The 12,191-nt window shown below is 44.1% G+C and carries 11 protein-coding genes; 2 read left to right on the forward strand and 9 right to left on the reverse strand.

Annotation, left to right across the window (positions count from 1 at the left end; translation table 11 throughout):
- Positions 1-112: 112 nt before the first annotated feature.
- The 6 genes from I6E24_RS13020 to I6E24_RS13045 form a co-directional block, all read right to left on the reverse strand.
- The gene (locus I6E24_RS13020) at positions 113-3,550 is read right to left on the reverse strand and encodes an Eco57I restriction-modification methylase domain-containing protein (RefSeq protein ID WP_235328967.1); all 3,438 of its coding nucleotides are present in this window, start codon (positions 3,548-3,550) and stop codon (positions 113-115) included.
- Positions 3,547-4,581, reverse strand: a complete 1,035-nt coding sequence (locus I6E24_RS13025) for a restriction endonuclease subunit M (protein ID WP_235328968.1) — start codon at positions 4,579-4,581, stop codon at positions 3,547-3,549. Before I6E24_RS13025 ends, I6E24_RS13020 begins: the two co-directional genes overlap by 4 nt.
- A gap of 255 nt (positions 4,582-4,836) precedes the next feature.
- Positions 4,837-6,039 carry a site-specific integrase gene (locus tag I6E24_RS13030; RefSeq protein WP_235328969.1) on the reverse strand — a complete coding sequence of 401 codons (1,203 nt, stop codon included), beginning with the start codon at positions 6,037-6,039 and terminating at the stop codon, positions 4,837-4,839.
- A 1-nt stretch (position 6,040) separates the two neighbouring features.
- On the reverse strand, positions 6,041-6,520 hold the full coding sequence (locus tag I6E24_RS13035) for a hypothetical protein (protein ID WP_235328970.1): 480 nt from the start codon (positions 6,518-6,520) through the stop codon (positions 6,041-6,043).
- Between the two features lie 3 nt (positions 6,521-6,523).
- Entirely contained in the window at positions 6,524-7,444 is a 921-nt protein-coding gene (locus tag I6E24_RS13040; RefSeq protein ID WP_235328971.1) for a relaxase/mobilization nuclease domain-containing protein, read from the reverse strand.
- Complete coding sequence (locus I6E24_RS13045) at positions 7,441-7,806, reverse strand: MobC family plasmid mobilization relaxosome protein (RefSeq protein ID WP_009319097.1); 366 nt, start codon at positions 7,804-7,806, stop codon at positions 7,441-7,443. Before I6E24_RS13045 ends, I6E24_RS13040 begins: the two co-directional genes overlap by 4 nt.
- 858 nt (positions 7,807-8,664) lie before the next feature.
- Between I6E24_RS13045 and I6E24_RS13050 the strand changes: the two genes are divergently transcribed.
- Both I6E24_RS13050 and I6E24_RS13055 read left to right on the forward strand, forming a co-directional pair.
- On the forward strand, positions 8,665-8,976 hold the full coding sequence (locus I6E24_RS13050; RefSeq protein WP_235328972.1) for a helix-turn-helix domain-containing protein: 312 nt from the start codon (positions 8,665-8,667) through the stop codon (positions 8,974-8,976).
- Between the two features lie 33 nt (positions 8,977-9,009).
- Positions 9,010-9,312 (forward strand): helix-turn-helix domain-containing protein, encoded by a 303-nt coding sequence (locus I6E24_RS13055; RefSeq protein WP_235328973.1) that lies wholly within the window; start codon positions 9,010-9,012, stop codon positions 9,310-9,312.
- 75 nt (positions 9,313-9,387) lie between these two features.
- Here the strand turns inward: I6E24_RS13055 and I6E24_RS13060 are convergent, their stop codons facing one another.
- From I6E24_RS13060 to I6E24_RS13070, 3 genes are all read right to left on the reverse strand, one after another.
- A complete protein-coding gene (locus tag I6E24_RS13060; RefSeq protein ID WP_235328974.1) occupies positions 9,388-10,512 on the reverse strand; it encodes a Fic family protein in 1,125 nt (374 codons plus the stop codon).
- 96 nt (positions 10,513-10,608) lie between these two features.
- Positions 10,609-10,983, reverse strand: a complete 375-nt coding sequence (locus tag I6E24_RS13065; protein ID WP_087424339.1) for a hypothetical protein — start codon at positions 10,981-10,983, stop codon at positions 10,609-10,611.
- Positions 10,984-10,986: 3 nt separating this feature from the next.
- The coding region (locus tag I6E24_RS13070) for a site-specific integrase (RefSeq protein WP_235328975.1) at positions 10,987-12,191 on the reverse strand (1,205 nt) is incomplete at its 5' end.

Raw genomic sequence — 12,191 nt, forward strand, 5'->3', positions numbered from 1 at the left:
TCCAGTCTTCGTATGTCTGCTTGAATTGGTCTAATGTCATATTCTTCATTTTTGTACAATATTGGTTATGGGTACAAAAATATAAAGAATCAAGACTGAGTTCTGACGGGGTTTACTGAATGCTTACTATGGAGTCATGTAAACATCCGAATGATTTGATTGCATTATCTAATCTTTTTATAATTTCATTATCTTGTGGATTAAGAGAAAACATATCATTTCCTGGATTGTTAGCTTGGATAGTAATCACTTTACCATCTACAGAATATTTATATGTAAATCCACATTCTTTCTTTTCCATGTTTTTTAGTACAATGGAAAGTCCATCAGCAATAGCTACATCTTTAAATATATCTTTAGAACAAGGGAAAAATTCAAGTAGAGCTAAATGAGGATCATTCATTTGGGCCAAACCAAATTTTTCAAGTCCTTTTCCTGAACGATGGATCCACCTAGAGCCTGGATATATTAAAGCTGTATATTTCCCTACCTTTTCACTGATAGTTTGGAAATATTGAAAGATACTTATGCTAACCTTTTGTCCGTTTGTACTTTCTTTCTGATCAACAACCTCTTGATATGGTGGATTTCCCACTATCGCATTAAATTTCATATTGTTATTGTCTATGGCTTTCCAGTAAGAATGACCTTTGGCAACTTTGGCTATAAAGTTTTCCGGCTTGTTCTTAATCTGGTTGATTAAATCTTCAAAATATCTTGTATTTACTCTAGCTTTACGGAATCCGGCAAGCGTACGTTTTGTAATACTCTTAGCCATTGGAGTCTTACAGATGACAAAGATGTTTTCAGCTATGACCTTGTCCCATACAGCCTGCTGCTCTTCTACTGTTTCTACAGCGAAAAGAGAAGCCTTCACCCTTGCCCGGTAAATGCCGTATGCCATATAAAGCGGATAAAGTCCGGATTTGGAATTGATTTCCAGAATACGGGATTCAGGGGAGAAAACTTCTGCGGTAACTTCTCCTTTGTCTATAAACCGTGGTTCAGAAATCACATTCTGATACTCTGCGTCATAGAAGTTATAGCCTCCCAGACAGTCGCCGAGGTGCATGTTTACCACACGCCACGGAGTAAGCACCGTTTCCTTGTCCGGATTACGGAAAGTGCTGAAAATGTCCGTAATACGTTCGATTCGTTCCTCAATACTCAGTTTGTCCGCGGCACGGGCCATCGCACGGATTCGTTTTCCGGCAGCACAGAATATTTCCGGATCATAGTATTTTTTGAAGCTGTTGAATTTCTGCTTGGTCACTCCCTTGGGCATGAACTCTTCCCATGACTGCGGGTCAATGAGTGAGGCGAAATTATCAATCGTGATTTCCTGATTCTCATCGCTCAGTTCTGCACCATAAATCAACAGAGGCATACGGATTGAGATGCCACGGAGTATGGAAATGGCCGCTTCCCTGTTCTTGGTCTTCTTTTTCAGTTCTTCCAGCCGTTTCCGTTCTTCCTCCGTAAGTTCCTTCTTGGGTTTCTTTTCCAGCTTCTCCTTTTCCTCGTATTCCTCATTGTTCAGGCCTTGACTGTTGATGTCCACCTGGTTGGTCTTGGGCATGGCCTTGGTCTGACCGATAATCTTTTTCAGGTCATCGAATTCCTGTAGTTCCAAATCATCCAGTTTCATCAGCTCATCGTTATACAGACTGTTGTCTTCAAACCCGTTACGGACGACACGTTCCACATATACCCGTTTCAACTGTTCCAACATACGGGGTACATCAAAGCAGTTCATCTGTGAGCCTTCAACGGATATGATGGGACAGAAATTGATAAACTCACCCATAGCCTTACGGTCACTTTGTGAAGTCTTTCCGGCTTTGGCCGATATTTTGGCTGTTTCGGCAATCACTTTCAGGGTACGGTCAGGAGCAAAATCAAAAACATAGCACTGCTCCTTCATCCGTCCGTTGATGGTGGCCGGTGTCTGTACGCGGAAGATGGTCTGCATATAACTGGATGCAGCTGTATTATAGGAACCGGACAACATGAATACGGCAGTCCATGCCTTTACACCTACTCCGGTCGTCAGTCGTCCGCAAGAAAGGGTAATGGTCCGTGTAGCATCCGGATCTTTTCCGATAGCCTGTTCCACGGCTTCCAGGGCATCACGGCTCTCCTCGTCCTGATCACCGTCACCGGCTACATTGACCACCTTGAAATGCTGGAACACCGGATGTGTCTGTAGCATGGCACTCAGTGCCCGTGCTTCCTTCACGCCGGGCACCATCCAGAGGGTATGGCGGAAAATATTTCGATATTCCTCGTTGGCATATGGATAAAGGCTGGCCTTGTCCTCCTTGGTAAGAAGATTCAGAAAAGCCAGCACATCTTTTTCATGACAGAAACCGCCAGATTCATTGACCCGAAAAAATTCCCTGAAGTTAAAGGCGACATCCTCATCTACAAATTCATGGAGCAGCCGTCCCAGATCGTAGGTATAGATATTGAGTGTAGGCAATGAGGCATACGGATTGGGATCACCAAAATGTAGTTCGTCCCAGCTCATCTTGGCCCGCTGTTCCATCACATAGTCCCATGTATAAATTTCATCTTCCTTGAAATCATCCAACAGATTGAATGGAGTACCTGACAGACGCAATACTTTGGTCTGTTCCTTGACCAGCTCTCCCATAACTGCTTTACCTAGTTCGGTCTGGGTGCCTTCGTGCGCTTCATCCACGATAATCAGGTCCCAATCGGTAGCAAACACTTCGTTGTTTTTGTCGAAGTTACCACCCACAAGTTCAGAACCACGCAAATCCTGCATGGAGGCAAAATAGACATAATGCAATCCGTTACTTTCTGCCTGCCGTTCAAGACTGTCGTAACTTTCCCCGTTGTTCTTGGAACCGTATGCAAAATCCTTGCGGTCGTAAAATATCTTACCGAAATCCTCAAACCATCCGGCATCCACCACAGGACGATGAGTCAGAATCAGAGTACGCTGAAACTCCATATCCTTGACAACCTGCAGGGCAGAAAGGGTCTTTCCAAAACGCATCTTTGCGTTCCAGAGCATCTGGTTACCTTTTCTGAACTGTTTTTTAGTCTTGTTGATGGCTTCTTGTTGTTCCGGCCGGAATACAATCGGGGAATATTCACGGGTAACTTCCGCTGATGAAAGGGAGCTCCGGCCTTCCTTGACAGCCGCAATGGCACGCTTGACGGTTTCCAGATCGGTGATGAACCATTCATTGGCTTTGTTGACTGTATCGAAGACTTTCTTTTTGATACCGGAGCGTTCCAAGACATTGTGTACCTCTTTGTCGTTGAATGAACGGAGTCCGCCACGGTTATAAACGGTCAGTTCCGTATATAGCAGATCGTATGCGATGCCTGCCGTCTGTGTATATTGGTTGATACGCTTTCTTGCCGCTTCATTGAGCGCCTTGCTGTTAGGAGACAGACCGAACACGTTTTCATCCTCACAGGTTGCCTCGCCAATCTTCAGGCATCCACGGTGCGCCGCATCATTGATACGGAACACATAGATCAGTTTTAGTTTCAGGGACGATGTGAATCTCATGCTTTTTCATTTATGAGGTCGATAAATCGGATTCGTTTCCCCTTTTTTCTTGTTGCCTTGTCCGTTGCCCGCCAGTCCTTGATAATGCAGTAAATTCCGTTGTGCTTGGTCAGGTCATTTTTCAGACAGCCCTCGCACGGCTCCCGTCTTTCAATCGTACCGAACAGGCTTGGTTCCATCCGCACACGTTCTCCGCAACTGTCCGGAACAACACCTTTCAGTCCGTCCATCTGCCATACATTCCAGGAGATGATATAGGCTATATGGTTGATGGATTTAATTTGCGGATCTTTACTGAACTTGTTCCGGTAATATTCGATGAAGGATAAGAGAAGGGCTTCACGGGCAAGAAGAAGACTGTCACCCTGCCATTCATAGGCATAGATGCTTCTGTAAGCATCCTTGGCTGCCTCCAGCCATTCACGCGTTGTCGCAGTATTCTCACTGACAATACGGAGTTTACGGTCAAGCAAACCGATACGTTTCTCCACAGGAATGAATGTTCCGGTAGTCGTATCATACCTGCTTACCAGATAAGGAGCTTCTCTACAAGTGATTTCCAGCCGGTTTTCCCGTACATAGTCTTTCCATGTCCTGCCTTCAGGAAAAGCAATTCTATCAGGATTGATTTCCCATGAATGTGTACCGTCTTTGGATGTCACTTCATGGTTGAATACATCCTTTCTGCCAAACCAGGCTTCATCGATAAGGTTGTTCTGGGCATTACATATCCAGGACGGAGTAAATACCTCCGCCATTTCCCGGGAACGTGTGCTTTGGGTATCCCTGTGTTTCAGAACACGGGGCATGACCACATGCCCGTTCTCTCCGGTTATCAGCTCCGGAAGAATCTGTGACCCGTATTCATAACCTTTGCCGAGCGGTTCATAATCGGAAGTAGCCCAGAATATATTACACTGTTTTCCTTCCTTACTCGTTGTATGATCTTTGAGCAAGGTATTCAGTAAGTCGGGTGAAAGTTCTTTCAGCTTGTTCTCCTGTATGTCGGCTTCTCCGGTCGTTTTCTCCATCTTCTTTCTGTGCGTAAAGGGGATGAGAAAGTCCTGGTGTCTGCGTCTTTCTTAGACAGAGGGAGATTTCGGGCTATAAGGCTGATTTGCTGATGAATTATATGTAGAGTTGCTAAACAACAGTTGAAATTCAATGACTTCCGGATGAAAATCCAACGGCCGGAATTGCAGGATTTTCAATAAAATGTATAACTTTGCGCAAGAGTGAGTCCCTCTGTCTAAGAAATGAATGCTTTTGCTAAACGTTCTCCAATCCTACAGACTTTTCAGAATTTGTGCGTTGGCTTTGTCCACTACGGAGTTATCCAATGAGGCCAGATAAATTTGTGTAGTCGCCTCGGAATCATGTCCCATTCCTTCACTGATAACCGAAATCGGAATGTTCTTGCCTTTGGCTGCGCTTGCCCATGAATGACGGGCACAGTACATGCTCAGAGGAACGGATATATCGGCCAGTCTGGCTATTTCTTTAAGGTATCTGTTTATTCCGGACATGACATTCCTATAATGCTTGTGCATATCCTTAAAAGGATATTTCAATATCGGCAAAAGATAAGGACTGAGGCTGTCTTCCGGGTATTTGCCGACAATCTCCTGCATACATTTTTCCCACCTGATGATCAGCTGCTGCCCGGTCTTTCGTCTGCGATACGATAAAAATCCGTTCTGAAGATCTTTCTTTTTCAGGTGAGCCATATCTATGAACGACATGCCACGGGTATAGAAGCTGAACAGGAACATGTCCCTTGCAAATTCCAGATTAGGCTGTAAGGACAGATCCAGATTCTTCATACGCTTGATGGCGGATAAGGGAACGGCACGCTTGACGGTCTTGTCCACTCCCGTATAGACATGCCTGAAAGGATTGCGCTGTTCCATCAGTCCCTTTTCCAAGGCACGGTTATATACCGCCCGAAGGATACGCATGTAGAATGAACTGGTATTCCGTACGGCCCCTTTCCCATGAAGGTAGGCTTCATAAAGCTGCATCAAATCCGAATCAATTTCAGACAATAGAATATCCTTGTCTCCTCTGAACTGCATGAAACTTTTCAGAGTACAGGAATAATTTTCAGCTGTGCGTATCTTGCCCATCTGTTTGAGACGGGCTATGATGCCCTGCATGAAGTTGAAAAGCGACTGTCCCTCTGTATTGCTTTGAAAAGAAGCGACAATATCATCTGCCGTATATCCGGCTTTCCGGTTATCCAGTTGGCGGATAATCATGTCCAGCCGTTTCAGGTCCCACTCCATGCGTTCCTGCAAGGAAAGGAGCAGATTGCTTCGTTCCGAACTACCGACAATGATACAGCTTCCAGCTTCGTTCCATTCATCCGTAAATATCCGGTAATCCGTCTTTAACTGACGGATTACACGGCTTTGGATAATCTGATAATAGACGGTGCCTTCCTTTTCCTCTATGGTGGAAGGTCTGAATTTTACTTTCACACTGGCCATATCAATCGGATTCAGATTCTACCTGTAATTTAAGTTTCTCCTGCATCAGGCTGTCGGAAACAGCTTTCAGCTCGTTCTCGTACCCGTCGGCCTGTTTTCTGACCCATTCGATGGCCTTCTCGTCACGATGGATGTCAAAAACCTTGTTCAACCAGAGAATATCTTCCGGAGTACACCCGCTCCAGGAACGGATGGCACGGAACTTCAGGGCATCGTCTGCATATTGCCGGTTGGACTGCCAAAGTCTGATATTTCCCCATAAGGACAGGCTGCATACCACGCCCATTCCGACTAAAAGAGAAAATACTTTGCTTGACCTGACGTCAAAATTATGCCGGTGAATATGCCTTACGCATGTCGGGATTACTTCTTCTGCCTGTCTGCCAGTTGGTGTTCCGGTCTTCTGTTCCAGCTTCCCGTTTATCATCTCAATCTTGTTCTTGATTTCTTCAAACAAAACATATACATTGTCTTTTTCCATACTTTACCATCTTATTTTACGTTGTTTTTTCTTTTTCTTCTTTCTCAAATAATCGTCCGGATAACCTTCTGGTTGTTCCGGTTGCAGGTTCGGTGTGAACAGACCTAAAGAACCGCTGTACAATTCACTGCCATGCGATTCTTGTTGCCATATCGGTTCACTTTGAACAACTACCTGTCTTTCTGTTTCCGAATGTGACGGTGTCTTTAATGCGGCATCTATCTTGGAATAGCTGAACTGCCTGTCAATTTTGGAACCGCTGAAGGAATAGCCGTTCATGATGAACACGATACCCTGTACTTCATCGGATTTCCCCTTGTATTTGAACCGTACATCCACTCCCTTTTCGCTTAATCCGGCAATCAGCTCCTTCCAGTTTCTGGCCTTTCTGACTTCCGTTTTAAGCAGATTGTAAAGTTCATATTTTGTCTTGTCCGGTTCCCTTAAGCGTTCAGTCTTGACATGATCCTTACCTTTGGCCATATGCAGACTATATTTCAAGGTCAGTTCCTTGCAGATGCGTGCACTCCGTAACCGCTCGTTTTTGTCGGATATGGTCCTGCCATCATTGTCTATCCGGTTGTAGGCGATATGTATATGGGGATGCTCCTTGTCGAAATGTCTGACTATAAAGAACTGTGTGTTCCTTATGCCCATCCGTCCCATGTATTCCAGAGCAATTTCTGCCATAATCCGGCTGGTCAGCCTGCTTTCATCCTCTTTGGAAAAACCCAGTGCAATGTGTCCGACCGGTCTGGATACTTTCGGATTAATACCGGCCTGTGCTTCGAAAGACTTTGTAATTGTGGCAACATCCTCAATGAACAAGCCGGCATGTGCGATAATCCTGACATTCTTTTTACTGTCAATGATATAGCCGGTAACCTCACGGAATCCGCTTCCCTTTACAATCTTCGCAATCATAGCAGGATATGGTTCAGCAGTTCTTCGATTCTTGCCACCTGTACACGGCATTCCAGCTTTGCCGTATCGAATCCTCCGGCATTTGCCTTATGAGCCAGCTGGTTCAGATTGTTCGCCATACCGCATAGTTTACGGATATAGTCGGAATGTTCCGCTGTAAGTCTTTGCCGGACATATCCCTTACGGAAACATTCCCTCAGGTATTCGCTTGCCGATATGCCTGCGCTTCTTGCCCTGCTTTTCAGTGTATAGTAATCCGGTGTCGCCAGTTTCACGGTAACACGGTATTTCAATTTGTCGGTCGTACTCTTTGGAGGACGGCCGCCCTTGTTGTTTCGTTCTGTATTCTGTTTCTTTTCCATCTGTTGACTATTGTATAAAATGAATGTACTGATTAGACCAGCGGGATGAACCTCTCACTGCGTCCAATAGTGGGAGCAAGCGGTTTCGGTCTGCCCGAAACACAAACTTGCTCCACTAAAAACCAGATTCCCGCTATTTTGAGCATCTCTGAATATCCTCCTTATAAATCCGGGAGAAATAATACCGTTGTCTGTATCATCTTATGGAGGGGACAGACCTGTTTTTCCGTTTCTATTCATCATGTATTTTCTCATTTTGTTTGCCATGTTCCGATATATCTCGGAATGAATTGTCTGGCAAAAAAAGAATATAAGTTTTCAATAGTCAAACAGTTGGTTGGGATGTGGCAACAATGTACCCTGTTGCAGTTTGCATGCAGGGCAATCGGTGTGGAATGCGGTATTTTTCCTGTTTGATGAAACAATGAACCGGGGATTCAAACAGTTACTGATTTATTGACTTGAATATTTACTGACTTAATGTCGTATTGTCGTACTGTAGTAAATATTCATATCTGTGAATTATTGAAGGAACACTTCTTTGCTTCCTTATCTAATCAATGGCTTGGAAAAGTGATGAAGTAAGGTTACATGGAAATAAACCATTCCTTATCCATTGCAATGGACATTTATTGAATCAGGTTCATAGATCTTTTATTCTGTAATTCATTGTTGGATGGAGTCCCTGAATGTAGGGATATTTGCAGAAAATGATATGAATGTGACCTCATAACTAGGATAATCAGCGCCACATGCTGCCAGTTAAGCGGAAACCATTGCCTTTCAGAATATATGGCTTTTCTTTGTCGCAAACAACGAAAAAAGAATAAACATCAATCAACAAAAAAAGGAAACGATATGGAATTTGTAGGAATAGAAAAACAACTGTTTGAGGAATTGGTACGTAAGTTTGAATACTTTGAGCATCGGGTCATGGAAATTTGCAACCGGGAGAACGATAGGGCGCTGCACAAGTGGATGGATAATCAGGACGTATGCCGGTATCTGAACATTTCACCCCGTACCCTGCAGACACTCCGTGATAACGGTACCCTGCCTTTTTCTCAAATCAATCACAAGATATTCTATAAGCCGGAAGATGTGCAGGGTATCATCAAGAAAGTTGAGGACAGAAGAAAAGAGGCTCTTTACAGAGGCCGTAATATATAACAGTTAAACAATAACCACTAAATCCATAATAACATGAGTGAACTGAGAACAGACAGCAAAGAATGGGTACACCGTATCATGGGAAGTCTTGACCGTATGTTGGTCAGGATTGAAAATCTGACGGTCGGAAACCGTCCCGTACTGGGTGGTGAACGCTATCTGACCGACAAGGAAGTGTCGGCACAATTGAAACTGAGCAGACGCACGCTTCAGGATTATCGTAATGAAGGGAGAATATCCTACTACCAGTTGGGTGGTAAAATCCTTTACCGGGAGAGTGATATTGAGAAAATGCTTCAGGAGAATTATCGTGAAGCATATATGAGTAGTAAATAAAAGAAAGGCATAAAGGCTGTGTACCGGTCTGGATGAACCGATGTCACACAGCCTTTATGCTTGCATGATGAACAATTATACATCTTCAGGCATGGGGATGACAAGGATAGACTCACTACACCGGATTCCGTAGAATACGTCACGAACCCGCCCCTGCTGGGGTATCAGAATACCCTTTTCTACCAGATCTTTTATATCGCGTGCTGCTGTATCTGGTGATATCTTTACACGTTTTGCCCAGTTTTTAGCCGTCAGTTTGCCGGGATAACCGTCCAAATATAAATTCAAAACTTCACGTTGTCGTTCGGACAGGGCTGTTTCGGCATGGGTTTGCCAGAATATGGCCTTGTTAAGAACCTTTGACAATGTTTCGTCGGATTGCTCGACGGAACGGAGCAGGCAGTCAAGATACCAGATAATCCATTCAGTAATTTCGCAATCTCCCTTCTGTGTTTTCTCCAATATGTCGTAATACTGTTTTTTATCCTTGTTTATCTGATGGGAGATACTGAAGAAACGCATCTTTGAGTTTTCAGCCTGTGAAAGTGCCATATCAGCAATGGCTCGTCCGATTCGTCCGTTTCCGTCATCGAAAGGATGGATGCAGACAAACCACAAATGGGCTATCGCCGATTTTACATAGCCGTTATGTGCATCTGAATTGAACCAGTCCAGAAACCGATTCATTTCTTCGTCTATTCTTTCAGTAGCAGGCGCTACATAATGTACCTTTTCCCGACCGAACATTCCAGAAATAACTTTCATCTCTCCACTGCGGTATCGGGCTACATCTATTTTCGTTGGACCGCTCCATCCGGTAGGAAACAGGCAGTTGTGCCAGCCGAAGAGTCTTTCATGGGTAAGCGGACTGTTGAAATTGACGGTTGCGTCAAGTGCCATTTCCACTACTCCGTCTATATATCGTGAGGATTCGGTCGGATTCGGTAGTTGTACTCCGAGTTTGCGGGCTACAGATGAACGTACCTGTTCATTGTTCAATTCCACTCCTTCAATTTCTGATGATGCAATGATGTCATGAGAGATGGATTCAACTACGGCAGACATCTTGTCGTTAAAACCGATTACACTAAGGCGTCCCATCAGATAACCGACAGCTTTGTTTACCTTGTTCAGTTTCTCACCGACAAGTTCCTTGTTCCACGAAAAGGAAGGCCATTCTTTATGTTCATGTATATACATAGGCATCACTGTTTTCTGCAAATATACGGTTTTGCGGATAATTAACCGCAAATTTTGCGGCTTATTATCCGCATGAAATAGTAAAATCAATATTTATCAGCATTTTAGATATGACTTATGATTTCCATTCACCATGCAGATAACCATTGACTTTTCAGACTGGAACAGTCTGCTTATTATATACTCACGTAATTGTTGTGCCGGATAAGTGTTAATCTGAAAGGCAAGCGCAAATATCATTTCCAGGTTATAGACTACCTGATACCCCTCTTTTAACGGAATACGTTGTTCTGCGGTGAATGGTTGCAATATCCCAAGTTTATATATTCTTCTTTTTGCTGCTCGTAAGGTCGGTGCAACCACATTGAACAAGCCGACGAGTTCGGCTTCGTCCATACGAATCTTATCAGGATGGACAGCAGGAATAACAATCCTGCCGTCCTCCGTTATATGAATAATTTCTCTTTTCATAAGCTACAGACAATTTGAAAGTACATCCCTTACATTATTCATATCTTTCAGAATGGAACTGTCGAGTACCTTTGCATAGTGCTGCGTCATCTTGATATTGGAGTGACCGAGCATTTTGGCTACATTCTCAATACTTACCCCATTGGCCAAACAGACAGATGTGGCGTATGAGTGACGGGCGGTGTGGGTAGTCAGGTTCTTCTTTATCAGACACAGGTCAGCAATCTCTTTCAGATAGCTGTTCATCTTCTGATTGCAGGGGACAGGCAGCAATACTCCTTTCTTTTTGCAGGCCGGATAATCTGCATATTTTCTCAGGATTTCCAAAGGAATATCCAGTAGCGGAATATTGCACATGTTCTTTGTTTTCTGACGTGGCTTCCTGATCCACAGGTTTCCGTTGTTGTCTTTTACGATATGCTCAGGGGAAAGCTGTTGCACGTCGATGAAAGCCAGACCGGTAAAGGCGGCGAAGATAAAAACATCACGGACTACGGTGATTCGCTCCAGAGGAAATTCCTTGTGGTAGATGGTCAGTAGCTCATCCATAGTAAGAAACTCACGGATTACTTCTTTTTCGTGGAACTTGATACCGATAAACGGGTCTTTGGCTATCCATTCATTGGCCAGTGCCAAATTGGTAATTTTCTTCAGACATTTCATATAACGGATAACGGTATTTTGCTGACATTCCTTTTCAGTCTTCAAATAAAATTCAAAGGCACGTACCAGTTCACCGTTGACTTCCGTCAGCGGCAGATCATCCTTTTTGTATTTCTGTCTGATAAGTTCGGCAAGATAGCGTTTGCAGCTTTCATAACGGCGAACGGTAATCAGGGCGTAGTCTTTACCGACCAGGGCACGGCATTGGTCATTGTGCTCCTGCATGGTACCGATGAGGGTGCGTACCGCTTCCGGTTCTTTGTCCTGTCCGAAAAATATTTCCTGTAACAGACGTGCCGTTATAGGCTGGTTCTGTTCTTCCAGTTCACAAAAAATCTGATGTAACTTGATTCTCGCATTTTCGATATAGGCATTCAGATCGCATGATTTGCGGCTTTTGCCTCTGGCGGATTCCTTAGCCTGACTCCAGAGAGACGGGTCAATGCTTTTGCGGATGTTGTTTTCAACTCGCGTACCATCTACAGTGATACGCATACAAACGGATGCTTCTCCGTTTTTCAGCAGCTTGGTCTTCTTCAAGAAGA

It is taken from the genome of Bacteroides caecigallinarum, from assembly GCF_021530995.1.
GTDB classification, from domain to species: domain Bacteria; phylum Bacteroidota; class Bacteroidia; order Bacteroidales; family Bacteroidaceae; genus Phocaeicola; species Phocaeicola faecigallinarum.

Coding starts and splice junctions, on each gene's coding strand:
- I6E24_RS13025 (WP_235328968.1), bottom strand. CDS start 4,581: ATGGAGAAAACGACCGGAGAAGCCGACATACAGGAGAACAAGCTGAAA.
- I6E24_RS13040 (WP_235328971.1), bottom strand. CDS start 7,444: ATGATTGCGAAGATTGTAAAGGGAAGCGGATTCCGTGAGGTTACCGGC.
- I6E24_RS13060 (WP_235328974.1), bottom strand. CDS start 10,512: ATGTATATACATGAACATAAAGAATGGCCTTCCTTTTCGTGGAACAAG.
- I6E24_RS13020 (WP_235328967.1), bottom strand. CDS start 3,550: ATGAGATTCACATCGTCCCTGAAACTAAAACTGATCTATGTGTTCCGT.
- I6E24_RS13035 (WP_235328970.1), bottom strand. CDS start 6,520: ATGGAAAAAGACAATGTATATGTTTTGTTTGAAGAAATCAAGAACAAG.
- I6E24_RS13065 (WP_087424339.1), bottom strand. CDS start 10,983: ATGAAAAGAGAAATTATTCATATAACGGAGGACGGCAGGATTGTTATT.
- I6E24_RS13030 (WP_235328969.1), bottom strand. CDS start 6,039: ATGGCCAGTGTGAAAGTAAAATTCAGACCTTCCACCATAGAGGAAAAG.
- I6E24_RS13055 (WP_235328973.1), top strand. CDS start 9,010: ATGAGTGAACTGAGAACAGACAGCAAAGAATGGGTACACCGTATCATG.
- I6E24_RS13050 (WP_235328972.1), top strand. CDS start 8,665: ATGGAATTTGTAGGAATAGAAAAACAACTGTTTGAGGAATTGGTACGT.
- I6E24_RS13045 (WP_009319097.1), bottom strand. CDS start 7,806: ATGGAAAAGAAACAGAATACAGAACGAAACAACAAGGGCGGCCGTCCT.